Source organism: Azorhizophilus paspali (assembly GCF_043587585.2).
In the GTDB taxonomy this organism is placed as follows: Bacteria; Pseudomonadota; Gammaproteobacteria; order Pseudomonadales; family Pseudomonadaceae; genus Azotobacter; species Azotobacter paspali.
This window is the reverse complement of sequence record NZ_CP171449.1, coordinates 759,667-774,956: the sequence shown is the minus strand read 5'-3', so window position 1 is coordinate 774,956 and position 15,290 is coordinate 759,667. Positions and strand designations below refer to the sequence as shown.

Sequence of the window (15,290 nt, the reverse complement as noted above, 5' to 3'; positions counted from 1 at the left end):
TTTGGAACATCGTCGGCCTCCGCCCGGTCAACCTTCTTTACCGCGGCTGGCGCCGGAAGGAATGCCCCAAGGAGGATCGATGGCCACGCGCAACATACTCGTGCTCAACTGCGGCAGCTCGTCGCTCAAGTTCGCCCTGCTCAGCCAGCCCCACTCCACGCCCCTGCTCGCCGGCCAGGCCGAGCGCCTGGCCGGCCCGCAAGCCACGCTGTACTGGTGGCAGGCGGCGAACATCCGCCAGCGCCGCGAACTGCCCGGCGCCGATCACCGCGCCGCGCTCCAAGCGCTGCTGCCGCTAATCGAAGCGGCCTGCGGCGAAAGCCTGCACGGCATCGGCCACCGTGTGGTGCACGGCGGCGAGCAGTTCACCCAGTCCTGCCTGATCGACGCGCGGACGCTCGCGGCGATCCGCGAGACGGTACCGCTGGCACCGCTGCATAACCCGGCCAACCTGCTCGGCATCGAGACCGCCTTGGCGCTGTTCCCCGACCTGCCGCAGGTCGCGGTGTTCGACACCGCCTTCCACCAAAGCATGCCAGAACACGCCTACCGCTACGCCATTCCAGAGCGCTTCTATCGCGAACATGGCGTGCGCCGCTACGGCTTCCACGGCACTAGCCACCGCTACATCGGCCGGCGCGCCGCCGAGATCACTGGCCTATCCCCCGGCGACAGTTGCTGGCTCAGCGCCCACCTGGGCAACGGCTGCTCGACCTGCGCCATCGTCGACGGCCAGAGCCGCGACACCAGCATGGGCCTGACCCCGCTGGAAGGCCTGGTGATGGGCACCCGCAGCGGCGATGTCGACCCTAACCTGCACAGCCACCTGGCTCGCACCCTGGGCTGGAGCCTCACCGAAATCGACCACCTGCTGAACAGCGAGAGCGGCCTGCTCGGCCTGTCCGGGCTGTCCAACGACATGCGCAACCTAGAGCGGGAGCGCGCCCGGGGCCACCGCCAGGCGACCCTGGCCATCGAGGTGTTCTGCTACCGCCTGGCCAAGTCGCTGGCCGCGCTGTTCTGCGCCCTGCCGCGCCTGGACGGGGCGATCTTCACCGGCGGCATCGGCGAGAACTCGCCGCTGGTACGCGCCAGGACCGTCGCCCACATGGGTCTGCTCGGCCTGGCCATCGACGAAACCGCCAACGCCCGTTGCGTCGGCGGCGTCAGCGGCGCGATCAACGCCCCCGGCCATCCGCGCCTGCTGGTCATCCCCAGCAACGAAGAGCAGCAGATAGCCTTGGACACCCTGGCGCTGCTCGACGCCTCCGCCCCTCGATAAGGACAACCCCATGCAGACCTTCCTGATCGCCCCCAGCAGCTACGGCGTCGGTCTCACCTCGATCAGCCTCGGCCTGGTCCGGGCCTTGGAGCGCTGCGGCCTGAAAGTCGGCTTCTTCAAGCCGGTCGCCCAGCCGCACCCCGGCGATTGCGGCCCGGAACGCACCAGCGCGCTGATCGCCCGCACCCACAACCTCGAACCACCGGAACCCCTGCCCCTGGCACAAGTGGAACGGCGCCTCGGCGACGGCCAGTTGAACGAGTTGCTGGAAGACATCGTCGGCCGCCTGCAACAACTAGAAGATGACCACGACGTGCTGATCGTCGAGGGTCTGGTGCCCAGCCCGCAGGTCGGCTATGCCGCGCGCCTCAACGGACATCTGGCGCGCAGCCTGAACGCCGACGTCATCCTGGTCTCCACGCCGGCCGAGGAAAGCCTCGAGGAACTGCGCGACCACCTAGAGATCCAGGCCCGCCTGCTAGGCGCCGGCCAAGACACGCCGGTCGCCGGGGCGATCCTCAACAAGGTGCGCTCAGGGCCGCTGGCCGAGCACCTGTGCCGGCCCAAAGCGCTGGGCCGGAATCTGCGCCTACTCGGCTGCGTGCCCTGGCGCGACATGCTGAACACCCCGCGCACCAGCGACATCGCTGACCTGCTCGGCGCGCGTCTGCTCAACCCCGGCGACTACCGCCAGCGCCGGGTACAGCACAGCCTGCTGTGCGCCGCCGCCGCGCCGAGCCTGCTGCCGCGCTTCAAGCCGGGTACCCTGCTGCTGGCGCCCGGCGACCGCCACGACGTGATCCTCGCCGCCGGCCTGGCCAGCCGCAACGGCATGTCGCTGGCTGGCCTGCTGCTGTGCGGCGCCCTGCCCGCCGACGAACGGGTGCTCGAGCTGTGCCGGCCGGCCATGGCCGACGGCTTGCCGGTGCTCGCCGTGGAACGCGATCCCGAGGACACCCTACGCGAGTTGGAGCGCCTGAACCGGGAAATCCCCATCGACGACCTGGAACGCGCCGAGCGGATCAGCGACTACGTGGCCAGTCATCTGGATCGCGCCTGGTTCATCGAGCGCTGTGGCACGCCCCGCGAGCCGCGCCTGTCGCCGCCGGCGTTCCGCTACAAACTGGTAAAGCGGGCCAAGGCGGCGAACCGGCGCATCGTCCTGCCGGAGGGCAGCGAACCGCGCACCGTGCAAGCCGCGGCGATCTGCCAGCAGCGTGGCATCGCCCGCTGCGTACTGCTGGCCAAGCCCGAGGAGGTGCAGGCGGTGGCCCGCGCGCAGGGTATCGAGCTGCCCGCCGGCCTGGAGATCGTCGATCCCGAGCAGATCCGCGAGCGCTATGTCGAGCCCATGGTCGAGCTGCGCCGGCACAAGGGCCTGAGCGCCCCGGCGGCACGCGCTCAACTGGAGGACAACGTGGTGCTCGGCACCCTGATGCTGGCCCTGAACGAGATCGACGGCCTGGTCTCCGGCGCCGTGCACACCACCGCCAACACCATCCGCCCGGCGCTGCAACTGATCAAGACCGCGCCGGGGTGCAAGCTGGTTTCCTCGGTATTCTTCATGCTGCTGCCGGAGCAGGTGCTGGTCTACGGCGACTGCGCGGTGAATCCCGACCCGAGTGCCGTGGAACTGGCCGACATCGCCTTGCAGAGCGCGGCCTCGGCGCAGGCCTTCGGCATTCCGCCGCGGGTGGCGATGATCAGCTATTCCACCGGCGCCTCCGGCGAAGGGGCGGACGTTGAGAAGGTCCGCGAAGCTACCCGACTGGCCCGCCAGGCCCGTCCCGACCTGCCGATCGACGGTCCGTTGCAATACGACGCCGCGGCAATCGCCGAAGTCGCCCGGCAGAAGGCTCCGGACAGCACGGTGGCCGGCCGCGCCACGGTGTTCGTGTTCCCCGACCTGAACACCGGCAACACCACCTACAAGGCGGTGCAGCGCAGCGCCAACTGCGTCAGCGTCGGCCCCATGTTGCAGGGCCTGCGCAAGCCGGTGAACGACCTCTCTCGCGGCGCGCTAGTCGACGACATTGTCTTCACCATCGCCCTCACCGCGATCCAGGCCGAAACCGCCACCGGCTGAAACGGAAAAGCCCGGCATCGGCCGGGCTCTTTTACTGCGCGAAACCTTTCGGCTTACGGCTGCTGGGTTTCGGCGCCCGGCAGCGGGCGCAGGTTGATCTCCACGCGGCGGTTCTGCGAACGGCCGGACTCGGTGGCGTTGCTCGCCACCGGCGAGTTCGGACCGGCGCCGCGGGTGGTGACCCGCGCGCCGTTGACGCCCTGGGCGATCAGGTAATTGGCCACGCTCTGCGCACGGCGCTGCGACAGGTTCATATTGGTCTGGTAGGAACCGGTGTTGTCGGTATGGCCGATGACCTCGATGCTGTTCTGGTCGTATTGCTTGAAGGAGTTCGCCAGATCGTTCAACGGGGTGTAGAAGTTGCTGGCGATTTCCGCCGAGCCGGTGGCGAAGGTGATGTTGCCGGGCATGATCAGCTTGATGTCATTGCCCTGGCGCTGTACTTCGACGCCGGTGCCGGCCATCTGCTGGCGCAACTGGGCTTCCTGCTTGTCCGCGTAGTAGCCGTAGCCGGCGCCGGCGGCACCGCCCACCGCGGCGCCGATCAAAGCGCCCTTGCCACGGTGGTCGTGATCGATCAGCGCACCCGCGGCGGCGCCGGCCAGCGCACCGAGACCGCCGTACTTGGCGGTACGGCTCATGCCGCTCTGCCCGGCCTGGTTCTGGGTCTGGTAGGGGTTATCGTTCGAAGCACAACCGGCCAGCAACGCCATGGCAGTCGCAGCGATCAACAGGCGAGACGGAGTAAACATGCAGTATTGCTCCTAAGAGATTCATCAGCCCCGAAAAAAGAGGATGATTGGAACACGAAAACGGCGGGAAATTCCTACGCAATCCGCAAGGCCTCGGATAGGGGAATCTCCCTGCCATTGTCGGGGGATTTCATGTGCCCTTGCAACGTGGGCGAACGGATCGCCCGCCGCCTCAGGCCCGGACGAAGGGGTTTTCCCGCATCTCGTCGCCCAGGCGGGTGTCGGAACCGTGGCCGGTGACCACCGTGGCCTCCTCGTCCAGCGTATAGAGCCGCTCCCTGATCGAGCGCTTGAGCGCGGCGGCATCGCCGCCCCAGAGATCGGTACGCCCGACGCTGCGATGAAACAGAGTATCGCCGGCGATCAGCAGCCTAGCATCGGCGAACCAGAAGCTCATCGAGCCGGGCGTATGTCCCGGCGTGTGCAGCGCGACACCGCAGCCGCAGGCCAGCTCCTCGTCGTCGGTCAGCCAGCGGTCGGGCGCCGGCACCGGGGCGTAGGGCACGCCGAACATGCGGCACTGCATCTCCAGGTTGTCCCAGAGGAAACGATCGTCCTGATGCAGGTGCAGGGTCGCACCGGTCAGCTCCTTCAACTGGCCGGCGGCGAGGAAGTGATCGAAATGCGCATGGGTGTGAACGATGCTCACCACCCTCAACCCGTGGCGCTGCAGACGCGCCAGGATCAGCTCCGGATTACCGCCCGGATCGACGACCATGGCCTTCTTGCTGGCGGGATCGCCGACGATGGTGCAGTTGCAGCGCAGAGGGCCGACAGGAAAGGTTTCGCGGATCAGAGCGGTGGGCGCGGTCATGGGCGGGGCTCCGGAAGCTTCGGTGCACCATCTTGGCATACTGCGGAGCAAAGGAAGAAAGGATGGTTGCCCACGACACCCGTCCGGGAAACCGCGAAGGCCCATCCCCTCAGCACTCCATCCGGCTCTCCCATACCCGCTCGCGGAACTGGCTGGGCGTCATGCCCAGACGTTCGCGAAAGGCCGTGGCGAAGTTGCCGGCGCTACTGAAGCCGACCAGTTCCGCGATGTCCTGGATGGACATGCTGCTGTCTCTCAACAATTCTTGGCTCTTGCGCAGTCGCTCCTCGCGAATCCAGGCGAACACTGTCATTCCCAGGCGGCGGCGGAAAACGCCCGAAAGCCGCTTGTCGTAGGTTCCCACCTGGCGGGCGAGTTCGCTCAAGGGCGGCGGGCAGTCCAGGTGACGGGCGATCAGGCGCATCGCCGCATGCAGGATCATTTCATCGGGGTCCACCGGCTGCGGAGGCGGCAGGGGAGCCTGGAGCTGTTCGCGCCACACCAACTGCAAATGGATGCGGATGCGCGCGAGGATTTCCTCGGGCACGCAGGATTTGAGCACGTAGTCGACACTGCCCAGTTGCAAACCCGTCAGCCGCTCGTCGATGCTCGCCGCCGAGGTCAAGAAAATGATCGGCGCCTGCTTGCCGCCTGGCGCCTCGCGCAGCAGGCGGCACAGCGCGAAGCCGTCCACCTGCGGCATGCGCACATCGAGCAGGATCAGGTCCGGATAGAGCGCCAGGGCCCGCTGCAGCCCTTGCCGCGGATCGCTGGCTAGGGAGATTCGGAATCCTTCCGCCTGCAACAGGGTCCGCAGGGAGCGCAACTCCTCGGGCTGATCGTCGATCAGCAGGATATGCGCTCCGCTGCCCAGCCGAAATGAATCTTCGTGCATGTCATCCAACCGCCAAAAGGTAAGGTCCCGTGCCTTGCGGCAAGACCGGCCGACAAAGGTTTTTTCCGTGGCAACAAAAGTCGCTGGGTTCACCGAACATTAGGCTAGCCGCGAACTCGATGAAAACATCCATGATCCTCCATTCCTAAATCATGGTGATTGTCTTATCAACTCATACCCGGCAACGAACAGGCGCTGCTGTCCTCCCGGTTACTGTCCCATCATGCTATTCGCCCCTACACCTGCTGGCAGAGTAACTCTGCCGACGGCATGGGGAAGCAGCTACTTTTTCAACAGAATCAGCCATTGGCTGTCGGGAGCCTAGGAATGGTTGTGCTTTCCACTCGATTACTTGGCGGTCTTGAATGGGAAAGATGCAAGAAATAAATCATGCGGAACATGCGAATCGTACTTATCCCGCCCGGACAGGATCTCGCCCGACAAGGCAGCTCGTCCATTTGATAAAAATTCCCATTAAAATCGGACTCATTGCCGTACTGTTGTTCGCAGGGACTGTTTCAGCCGCCGAAATAACCTGCAAGGTTATCCGCGTACAGGATGGCGACAGCCTGACTTGCCTGAGCAAAAGCAAACAACGCATAGAGGTTCAACTGGCCAATATCGATGCCCCGGAGTTGTTGCAGTCTTATGGCGAACTGGCGCAACTGCAGCTTTTCTATCTCGTCTACAACCGGAACATCAGGCTAGATGTACTCAGGCAGACACGTTATGGCATAAAGCTGGCTAACATCTATCTCGGCGAGCGCCATATCAACGCGGAAATGATCCAGCAGGGCGCGGCCTGGGTTTCCAACGAAGCCAGCGACAGCCCGCAATTGCTATCGCTGGAAACGGAAGCCAGATCGCTCCAGCGCGGTGTCTGGGGACTGCCGCTCCCCGAAATCATCCCGCCATGGCGTTGGCGCGCTATGCGATCTGGCGAGTGACGGGGTCCGCATCCTTGCAGGCAGGGCAAAGGCTTTTCCCAAAGCAGCAAGCACCGCCGATACGACCGTTTTGGAGCGCGGCCATCGCCGCGCCGGTCCGTGCCGATCATTAAGCCTCGTGCGACGCTCTGTCCGGTACGGTTGGCAAAAGGAGCGCCAGCATGGACAGCAGGTCGCCGCTATTGGCCGGCTTGAGCAGGCAGGCATCGAACTCCAAATGCCCGGGCAAGGATGACGGACGCAGCGGAGGCGACGCCGAATACAGCAATACCGGCAGATCCGGCCAGCACCTACGCACTTCGGCGAGCACCATCCAACCGTTCATGCCGGGCATGAGCTGGTCGAGGATCAGCAGATCCACCGGCTCCTCCGCCAGCAGGGCCAGAGCCTCTTCGCCGCTACCGCAGGCCAGTGGATCGTAGCCGTAGCCGGCCAGCAGTTCACGGAGCATTTCCCGACTGACGAGAACGTCGTCGACGATCAGTATCCGGCGATCGTGCCCTTCGCCGGCAGTCACGTGGCTTTCGATGTAGACCTGCTCCAGTTGCTGCTCGGCCGCCAGATCCAGCTCCAGGACGAAGCTGAACTGGCTGCCGCCCAGATCCGACTCGTCGATCAGCAGGCGGCTGCCCATCGAACTCAGCAACTGGCGGACGATGTACAACCCGAGTCCGGAGCCCTCCCGGTCGCCGGCATTGCTGCCGCGACTGAAGGGTTCGAGCAACCGCTCACGATCGGCCACGGCGATGCCGATACCGCTGTCGGCCACGCTGAAATACAGCTTTACCCGTTCAGCCGTCACCGACATCAGCGAAGCGACGTACAACACGATGCAGCCATCGCAGGTGAATTTTCCGGCATTGGCCAGAAGATTCACCAGAATCTGGCGCAGGCGGCGGAAATCGGCGTTCACCAGCGGCGGCAGATCGTTGGCGAAATGACACTCCAGCCGGTTGTGATTACGCTCGGCGAGAAAACGTCCCTGCTCTTCGATCTCGCGCAGAAAACCGAACAGGTAGCCCGGCGCCACCAACAATTCCATCTGTTTCAGCTCGCCACGCGAATACTCCAGCAACTCGTCGATCAGTTCGAGCTGATGGCGCACACTGTGCTCGATCTGCCGCGAATAGTCGGTGAGCCCGGCCGGCCTCGCCTGCAACCGGCGCACATGCTCGAGCATGCCCTGCAGCGGCGAGCGCAGGTCGTGGCTGATCCGAGCCAGCAGCAGGTTCTGTCCGCGCAGGGAGTCGCGCAACTGGGCGGTGCGCACCTCCACGGCGTGCTCCAGACGCTCCTGCTCGGCCCGCTTGAGCTGCTCGATATCGTCCAGGACACGCTGCTCGCGGCCCCGGCTGCGCGCCGTCTGGCTGACTAGGGTGTAGCAGAGCAAGGCACCGCCATACAGGGTCGACAGCGACAGCCACGCATATTCCGCCGGCGGACGGCTGGCCATGCCGAACAGGAAGGCATAGATCAACAGCACTTGCAGCAGGATCAGCCCCGGCACCAGGTAGCAGAACCAGTCGTAGGGCAACTTCTGCCGGTGTCCGACCAGGGTCGCGCCGGCGATCCCCAGCAAAGCCGCCACGACCGCCAACATGCTCGGCCAGGCTCCTGGAGCCAGCAGCTCGACTTCCGGCCAGAGTACATGGCCCACGGCTAGGCCGCCGATGGCGAGCTGGCAGCAGGTCAGGAAATACCCGCAGAAAGGCGGCTGCTGGCGCACCAGCAGGAGAATACGCAGGTAGGCGATGACCAGAATCCGTGTCAAGGCGCTGGAGAGCAGGATCGCCTTACCATCCCACTCCGTCGCCGTCGGCCACAAATAGACGAAACCATAGCCGGTGGCTAGTGCCACGCTTAGACAGTAGGCGAGCATCGACATGGCATGGACCACCAGCAGCGGCAGGCGGAAGATACGGCCCAGTGCCACGCTGAAAATCACCAGCAGCAGCACTATGCCGAAAACCAATCCATCGGCCAGGCTTTCCGCCATACGCTCTTTGAGCAGGCCAGTATGCGACAACAGCATCGGCTGCATGACGAATGCGTAATCGCTGGCCAGACGCAACCACAGGACCTTGCTCGCCCCCGCCGGCAACCCCACCTCGAACGCCGGCAGGCGTATCGGCATGGTCCACTCGGCCAGAGGATACCAGGCTCCGGCGACCTGGCGACTCCAGCCGTCCGCTTCTTGCTGATAGAGAATCATGTCGCGGGCTTGCGCCGAGCCGGGGAACAGCCACCATTGGCACGCCTGGCCGGTGCGGTTTTCCAGTTCCAGGCGCAACCAAAACGCCGACCGGCTGTAACCCGGGGCCAGCAGATGCGCCGTCGCGGTCGACAAACGCTCCTCGGGCAAAGCCAGGATCTGCTCCAGGCGCATGTCCGCCCACGCATCCTCGAACACCTGTAGCCAGGGTTGCAGCGCCAGGCGCTCCAGGTCGCACGACACAAGGGACAGCGATTCGCTCCAGGCCATCGGCAGGTACAGCAGCAATGACAGCAACAGCCAGCCGCGACCGCTCCTCCTACCCCTGCCGCCAGCCATCATAACCTTCCTTGTGCATGACTCTGTTTTCCGGAAACGAACCTCGCGGTCCGCCTCGACCATCCCGCCCGCGCAGAGCGGCTCGGGAGCGGACCGCTATTCCCGTTCGGAGAGGCTTGTGAAAAGTACTCGACTTCCACCAGGGACGGCTGGCCTCAGGCGAGCGCGGGCGCCATTCCCCGTCCCCGGCCATCGCTCAGCGAAAGTCGGTGCCGACAGGCGAAATAGAGGACTCTGCACCCATACAGGATCATCGATGCGTGGTAGCGGCTGTATCCGGCCGGCATATTTGGCAAGACTTCACGACTATCCTTGCAAAACATCGCGCCCATCAAGCAGCGGCGTATGCCTTGCGCGGCAGTATCGGCCCGTTTCGCCTACAACTGTTTTGCCGGTGCGAAATTTACCTCTGCGCGAAGGAGTGCTCCGAACATCGCCAAGGCCCGCCTCCCCGACTCGATCAAGCGTCTCTCCGCGAGGCAGTCGTCCTATCCATTCAGCCGCCCACTCCCGCCGTCGACGCCAGGATGGCGGCGACCCGCGACGGCCGGCAGTTCAGGTAGAGGGACGAGGCCAGCCACTTCTGGTCGGGATAGTAGGAAAACACGAACTGTCCACCCTTGAGGCTGTCGACCACCATACGCGCCACTTCCGGGCGTACCGCCGGGCAGCCGTGGCTGCGCCCGAGGCGTCCTTCGCGGGCGATCCAGGCCGGACTCACGTAGTGGGCGGCATGGATGACGATGGCCCGCTCGCGCGCGCGGTCGTTGATCCCCGGTTCGAGGCCGTCCATGCGCAGCGAGTAGCCGTGCTGCCCTTCGTAGCTTTCCTGGGTGCGGAACAGGCCGATGCTCGACTGATGGCTGCCTTCGGCGTTGGAGAAGCGCGTAGCGTAGTTCTCGCCGGAGTTCTGGCCGTGGGCGACGAAATCCTCCAGCAGCAGCAGCCTGCGCTCCAGATCGAAAATCCACAGCCGGCGCTCGGACGAGGGCAGGGAAAAGTCGATCACCGCCAGACGCTTGGCCGGCGCCGAGCCGTTGTTGATGGCGCACTGCATGGCCGCCAGGGCGCTGTCCAGCACCTCGCGGTTCAGTTTCGGGGCAGCCCTGGACAGGCCATCGAGCAGGAAACGAGAAGCCGGTGCCGCGTGGACGGATACGGAAAACCCCGCCAGCGCCAGAACGAGCAACCGGAAAAGAGTAAACATGAAAAACGCGCCTCTTTTTCTTTAAAGTTTCTTGGGTTACATGGCGAACGATCGAAACGCCCCTTTGCCTCTCCGGGCGATTGGGTTGATGATGCGCGCCACATGATTGCAGTCTAGCCGGCAACCTGCGATCCGAATGTTCTGCAGGCTTGGGAGCCAGCCATTGTATAAAACGTGCACAGCCGTGTTAACCGGCCTCTTTCTTCTGACCACCGAGCTCGCCCTGGCGGCCCCGGATACCCTGCCACCCGGCGACGAATCGCTTCAGCAACAACTGGCGCAGCCATCGCTGAGCTGCGCCTCCCCAGCCGTCGAACTCGACGCCTTCGACCAGGAGGCGCTGTCGGCCTTCTATCGCCAGCTCGGCGACCAGCGCGTCTGGACACACGATGGCCGCCTGGAAAGACTGCTCGAACAGCTCGAGCAACTGGCCGACGACGGCCTGGACCCGACCAACTACCAGCTCGCAACCCTACGCCGGCTGGCCGACGACCCGGCCGGCCATCCGCAGCGCAGCGCCTGCGCCGACGCCCTGGCCACCCATGCTTACCTGCAAGCCCTGCGCCACCTTGCTTATGGCCGGCTCGACCAAGCCCGGGTGGAGCCGCTTTGGCATGCCCCGGACAGCTCCGCGCCGGCATCGCCCGCACTGTTTCCCGCCTTCGCCGCGACCCGTCTGGACGATCTGCCCGCCGCCTTCGCCGAAGCCCGTCCGGACTTCGAACCCTACCGGGCGCTGCGCCACGCCTACGCGGAACTGCGCCGCAATGCGCCACGCGCCTGGCGGTTCATGCCGGACGGCAGCCTGCTGCGCCCAGGCATGACGGACAAGCGCGTCCCCCTACTCGAACAGCGCCTGGCCGCCGAAGGCTATCTGAGCGAGCGGGCCTCCGGCCGCGACCGCCAACGCTACACGCCGCAATTGGTCGAGGCCATGAAGCGCTTCCAGGCCCGGCACTTCCTCGACGACGACGGCGTCGTCGGCCCGGCCACCCTGACGGAACTGAACGTCACGCCCGCCGAGCGCCTGGCGCAGGTCCGCGTCAATCTCGAGCGCTTCCGCTGGCTCGCCCGGGAGATGGAGCCGACCCTGTTGCTGGTGGATGTCGCCGGCGCCCAGTTGACCTTCTTCCACGACCATCAGCCGCGCTGGCAGACGCGCACCCAGGTGGGGCGGCCGACCCGCCCCACGCCGCTGCTAAAGTCGCAGGTCACCCACCTGACCCTGAATCCGACCTGGACCGTACCGCCGACTATCCTGCGCGAGGACAAGCTGCCGCAGATCCGCCGCGACATCGGCTTTCTGGCCAGCCAGAACCTCCGGGTGATCGACCTTCAGGGCAAGGAGCTCAACCCGAGCAACGTCGACTGGCACAACCCCAGCGGCATCATGCTTCGCCAGGACCCCGGCCCGCACAACCCGCTGGGGCGGATCGCCATCCGCTTCCCCAACCCTTTCGCCGTGTACCTGCACGACACGCCAAGCCAGCACCTGTTCGCCAAGGAGACGCGGACCTTGAGTTCCGGCTGCGTCCGCGTGGAGCGGGCAATGCAACTCACCGACCTGCTGCTGGAAGGCAGCAACCCGGCCGAACGCCAGCGCTTCGAAGAAATCCTCGCCAGCGGCAAGACCCGCAACCTGAACCTGCCCAGGCCGGTGCCGATCCTGCTGGCCTACTGGACCGTCCAGGTCGACGACGACGGCCAGCTGGTCTTCCGCCCGGATATCTATGCCTATGACGGCAAGCTCGTCGCGGCGCTGAACGCCTCGCGCTGAACGGCACATGCCTGTCGCCGGTTAGAAACGCACGCCGAGGCTCAGCAGCAGAAAGTCGCGGTCCGCCAGGGTGCTGTACTCGCCGCCGAAGAAGTCGGTATAGGACAGCCCGGCGCTGTAGGTGTCCAGGTAGACGGCGTCCAGGCCGAGGCCGAACGCCTTGCGACCTTCGACGAAGTTGCCGTCGGGACCGGGAGAATAACCATCCACGTCGTGGGACCAGGCGATGCCCGGCTCAAGGTCCAGGCCCGGCAGGACATCGCGGTACTCCCAGGTCGCGCGCAGCCGGTAGCCCCAGGAGTCGCGGGTGGTGAAGCCGTCGCTCTCGCAATGCCGAGCAAGGTTCTTCTGCGAGCGGCCGGCCAGCAGGGCGGCGTTCTGCGCCTGGCAGGCGCCGTCCGGCAAGGGTCCGGCGCCGAACAGCGGATCGCGGCCGTAGTGCAGCTCGCGCGTCCCTTCCAGACCGCCGACGTGGGTCCAGCCGACCTCCCCTTCCAGGGTCAGACGGCTGGCGCCCATGGCGGCATCCAGTTCCTGGCTGAAACCGGTCTGCACCTGGATGATCTCCTTGCGCCGGTAGCCGTGGATATCCTGTCCAGCGGTCGCCTGCAGGAGCGCCGCGTCCGACTCCAGCGGCGTCAGGGTGGCGCCGAGAAGATCGTTGATATTGATCTGTACCGGGGCGTTCGGCCGGTAGCTCAATTCGCCGCGCCAGCGGGTCCCCGTCGCCAGCGTGGTGGCGAAGCCCAGGCCGAACAGGCGGATATCCTCGGGGTACTCGGCGAAGTAGCGGGCGTTGCCGGCCGCCGCCAGCGGCCGCAGGCCCGCCGGTAGGTTCGCGGCGAACGCCGCCGGGCCGGCGGCAACGGTGCTGAAGATCGCCGTGCGGCTGTGGTAGCTCATGAAGTAGGCGGAGAACTCGGTGTCCAGCGGTTCGGAGAAATAACGCAGGGCGATCCCCCACTGGCCACCGTCGCGGGCATCGCGGTCGCCGCCACGGCGTACCAGCACGCCTTCGTCGGGCGAGGTCCAGGCGACGCCCTTGGCCTCGAGTGCGGCGATCTCGGCCGCGCTCAGGGTGCTGGCTTGGCCGAGCACCGCCAGATTGCGGTCGCAGCCGTCGGCCAGCATGTCCACCTGAGAAAAGAAGGTGCCGCAGTTGTCGCTCAAGCTCTGGTCCCAAGCCAGTTGGTAGAAGGCCTCCAGCGTGAAGGCGGCGTTGAGGCTCTGGGCGAGATGCAGCAGGGCGACCGGCAGCCGTCCTTCGCGGATTTCGGCAACGGGGCGCTGGAAAGTCCGCGCATCCAGAGGATTGATCGCATCGATGCCGCCCTGCAGGAACAGGCCTTCGCCCCAGTTCACCACCTGCCGACCGAGACGCAGGGAGCCCGGTAGTTCGCCGACGAGGTAGTTGCGATAGACGAAGGCATCCAGCAGCCGGGCGCCGGAGGCACGCACCCCCTCCTTGCGGTTGCTGTCGTCGATGTCCCGGAACGGACGCCGCTCGTCCTTCAGCTCGAAGTCGTACCAGTAGTCGCCGCGCAGGAACAGACCGTCATCGCCACGCTTGAACTCCAGGCCGTGCACTCCGCGCAGGCGCTTGGCGAAGGTTTCGCCGCGCTTGAAGTTGCGCCGGCCGTCGTCGCTGATCGGCGACAGGGCACGCCCACCGCCGGCGCCGATCAGATCCTTGTCCCTCCTGGCCGTCGACCAGGCCGCCTCCAGCGACAGGCTGGAATCGAGCTGTCCCTCGATCGAGCCGATATTGAAGCTCACGGCGCCGGCCGGCATCGCCAGCGAGACGACGCAGGCGGCGGCCAGGTAGCGAAGGACGGAAAGGGATGACATCGCGGCACTCCAGGATGGGCCATGGTGCTTTGCCCCGACGGGCAAAGCCTCTATTGTTCCCGCCTCCTGCGGACCGCCGCCACCCCGAAACGCCTTTCGCGCCGAATAGAACATCTCTGTTAGGCTCCCCGATTGCCCCACTCCTCCAGCCAAGGAACCTTCGATGAACGCACGCCGCGCCGTCTTTCTCGATCATGCCTCCCTCGATCTCGGCGACCTCGATCTCTCCCCGTTGCGCCAGGCTTTCGACGAGTTAGTGCTGCACGACGCCAGCAACGCCGGCGAGGTGGCCGGACGGCTGCGCGGCGTGCGGGTGGCGATCGCCAACAAGGTATTGCTGGACGCGGACACCTTCGCCGCCTGTCCCGACCTGGAGCTAGTGCTGGTCACCGCCACCGGCACCAACAACATCGATCTTGTCGCCGCCCGGAGCCATGGCGTGACGGTGTGCAACTGCCAGGGCTACGGCACGCCCTCGGTGGCCCAGCACACCCTGATGCTGCTGCTCGCCCTGGCCACCCGCCTGCCCGATTACCAGACGGCGATCCGCGCCGGCCGCTGGCAGCAGGCGGCGCAGTTCTGCCTGCTGGACTTCCCCATCGTCGAACTGGAGGGCAAGACCCTCGGCCTGCTCGGCCACGGCGAACTGGGCAGCGCCGTCGCCCGGCTCGCCGAAGCCTTCGGCATGCGCGTACTGCTCGGCCAGTTGCCGGGCCGTCCCGAACGCGCCGACCGCCTGCCGCTGGCCGAGCTGCTGCCGCAGGTCGATGCACTGACCCTGCACTGCCCGCTGACCGAGCAGACCCGCAACCTGATCGGCGCCGAACAATTGCAGGCGATGAAGCCCAGCGCCTTCCTGGTCAATACCGGCCGCGGCGGACTGGTCGACGAGCAGGCGTTGGCCGACACCCTGCGCTGCGGCCACCTGGGCGGCGCGGCCTGCGACGTGCTCAGCGAGGAACCGCCACGCAACGGCAATCCGCTGCTGGCGCCGGATATCCCGCGGCTGATACTTACTCCGCATAGCGCCTGGGGCAGCCGCGAGGCGCGTCAGCGCATCGTCGGCCAATTGGCGGAAAACGCCCTGGCCTATTTCGCCGGCACACCGAAGCGCCGGGTCGCCTGAACGAG

11 protein-coding genes are annotated in these 15,290 nt (G+C 65.9%); 5 read left to right on the top strand and 6 right to left on the bottom strand.

What is annotated here, in order from left to right; all coding sequences use genetic code 11:
- Window positions 1-79 precede the first annotated feature (79 nt).
- Window positions 80-1,282 (top strand): acetate kinase, encoded by a 1,203-nt coding sequence (locus ACGI6K_RS03765; protein WP_376949413.1) that lies wholly within the window; start codon window positions 80-82, stop codon window positions 1,280-1,282.
- A gap of 10 nt (window positions 1,283-1,292) precedes the next feature.
- Window positions 1,293-3,368: a phosphate acetyltransferase gene (gene pta, locus ACGI6K_RS03760; protein ID WP_376949416.1), complete on the top strand. Its 2,076-nt coding sequence runs from the start codon at window positions 1,293-1,295 to the stop codon at window positions 3,366-3,368.
- Between the two features lie 53 nt (window positions 3,369-3,421).
- Here pta and ACGI6K_RS03755 read toward each other — a convergent pair whose 3' ends face one another.
- The 3 genes from ACGI6K_RS03755 to ACGI6K_RS03745 all read right to left on the bottom strand — a co-directional run bounded on the left by ACGI6K_RS03755 (window position 3,422) and on the right by ACGI6K_RS03745 (window position 5,829).
- Window positions 3,422-4,120 carry an OmpA family protein gene (locus tag ACGI6K_RS03755; protein ID WP_376949419.1) on the bottom strand — a complete coding sequence of 233 codons (699 nt, stop codon included), beginning with the start codon at window positions 4,118-4,120 and terminating at the stop codon, window positions 3,422-3,424.
- Between the two features lie 172 nt (window positions 4,121-4,292).
- Window positions 4,293-4,934 carry an MBL fold metallo-hydrolase gene (locus ACGI6K_RS03750; RefSeq protein WP_376949421.1) on the bottom strand — a complete coding sequence of 214 codons (642 nt, stop codon included), beginning with the start codon at window positions 4,932-4,934 and terminating at the stop codon, window positions 4,293-4,295.
- 109 nt (window positions 4,935-5,043) lie between these two features.
- Complete coding sequence (locus tag ACGI6K_RS03745) at window positions 5,044-5,829, bottom strand: response regulator (protein WP_376949423.1); 786 nt, start codon at window positions 5,827-5,829, stop codon at window positions 5,044-5,046.
- Window positions 5,830-6,194: 365 nt separating this feature from the next.
- Between ACGI6K_RS03745 and ACGI6K_RS03740 the strand changes: the two genes are divergently transcribed.
- Entirely contained in the window at window positions 6,195-6,776 is a 582-nt protein-coding gene (locus tag ACGI6K_RS03740; RefSeq protein ID WP_376949425.1) for a thermonuclease family protein, read from the top strand.
- A 109-nt stretch (window positions 6,777-6,885) separates the two neighbouring features.
- Here ACGI6K_RS03740 and ACGI6K_RS03735 read toward each other — a convergent pair whose 3' ends face one another.
- Together ACGI6K_RS03735 and ACGI6K_RS03730 are read right to left on the bottom strand one after the other, a co-directional pair.
- On the bottom strand, window positions 6,886-9,327 hold the full coding sequence (locus tag ACGI6K_RS03735) for a hybrid sensor histidine kinase/response regulator (protein ID WP_376949427.1): 2,442 nt from the start codon (window positions 9,325-9,327) through the stop codon (window positions 6,886-6,888).
- A 496-nt stretch (window positions 9,328-9,823) separates the two neighbouring features.
- Window positions 9,824-10,534 carry a murein L,D-transpeptidase catalytic domain family protein gene (locus ACGI6K_RS03730; RefSeq protein WP_376949429.1) on the bottom strand — a complete coding sequence of 237 codons (711 nt, stop codon included), beginning with the start codon at window positions 10,532-10,534 and terminating at the stop codon, window positions 9,824-9,826.
- 184 nt (window positions 10,535-10,718) lie between these two features.
- Between ACGI6K_RS03730 and ACGI6K_RS03725 the strand changes: the two genes are divergently transcribed.
- The gene (locus tag ACGI6K_RS03725) at window positions 10,719-12,311 is read left to right on the top strand and encodes a L,D-transpeptidase family protein (RefSeq protein WP_376949431.1); all 1,593 of its coding nucleotides are present in this window, start codon (window positions 10,719-10,721) and stop codon (window positions 12,309-12,311) included.
- Window positions 12,312-12,332: 21 nt separating this feature from the next.
- Here ACGI6K_RS03725 and ACGI6K_RS03720 read toward each other — a convergent pair whose 3' ends face one another.
- On the bottom strand, window positions 12,333-14,159 hold the full coding sequence (locus ACGI6K_RS03720) for a DUF1302 domain-containing protein (RefSeq protein WP_376949433.1): 1,827 nt from the start codon (window positions 14,157-14,159) through the stop codon (window positions 12,333-12,335).
- Window positions 14,160-14,322: 163 nt separating this feature from the next.
- On the opposite strand from ACGI6K_RS03720, the gene ACGI6K_RS03715 reads away from it, so the two are divergent.
- The gene (locus ACGI6K_RS03715; RefSeq protein ID WP_376949435.1) at window positions 14,323-15,285 is read left to right on the top strand and encodes a 2-hydroxyacid dehydrogenase; all 963 of its coding nucleotides are present in this window, start codon (window positions 14,323-14,325) and stop codon (window positions 15,283-15,285) included.
- Window positions 15,286-15,290: the final 5 nt, after the last annotated feature.

What these genes read in the sequence shown, in the direction of transcription:
- ACGI6K_RS03765 (WP_376949413.1), top strand. Translation starts at nt 80, where the DNA reads ATGGCCACGCGCAACATACTCGTGCTCAACTGCGGCAGCTCGTCGCTC.
- pta (WP_376949416.1), top strand. Translation starts at nt 1,293, where the DNA reads ATGCAGACCTTCCTGATCGCCCCCAGCAGCTACGGCGTCGGTCTCACC.
- ACGI6K_RS03755 (WP_376949419.1), bottom strand. Translation starts at nt 4,120, where the DNA reads ATGTTTACTCCGTCTCGCCTGTTGATCGCTGCGACTGCCATGGCGTTG.
- ACGI6K_RS03750 (WP_376949421.1), bottom strand. Translation starts at nt 4,934, where the DNA reads ATGACCGCGCCCACCGCTCTGATCCGCGAAACCTTTCCTGTCGGCCCT.
- ACGI6K_RS03745 (WP_376949423.1), bottom strand. Translation starts at nt 5,829, where the DNA reads ATGCACGAAGATTCATTTCGGCTGGGCAGCGGAGCGCATATCCTGCTG.
- ACGI6K_RS03740 (WP_376949425.1), top strand. Translation starts at nt 6,195, where the DNA reads ATGGGAAAGATGCAAGAAATAAATCATGCGGAACATGCGAATCGTACT.
- ACGI6K_RS03735 (WP_376949427.1), bottom strand. Translation starts at nt 9,327, where the DNA reads ATGGCTGGCGGCAGGGGTAGGAGGAGCGGTCGCGGCTGGCTGTTGCTG.
- ACGI6K_RS03730 (WP_376949429.1), bottom strand. Translation starts at nt 10,534, where the DNA reads ATGTTTACTCTTTTCCGGTTGCTCGTTCTGGCGCTGGCGGGGTTTTCC.
- ACGI6K_RS03720 (WP_376949433.1), bottom strand. Translation starts at nt 14,159, where the DNA reads ATGTCATCCCTTTCCGTCCTTCGCTACCTGGCCGCCGCCTGCGTCGTC.
- ACGI6K_RS03715 (WP_376949435.1), top strand. Translation starts at nt 14,323, where the DNA reads ATGAACGCACGCCGCGCCGTCTTTCTCGATCATGCCTCCCTCGATCTC.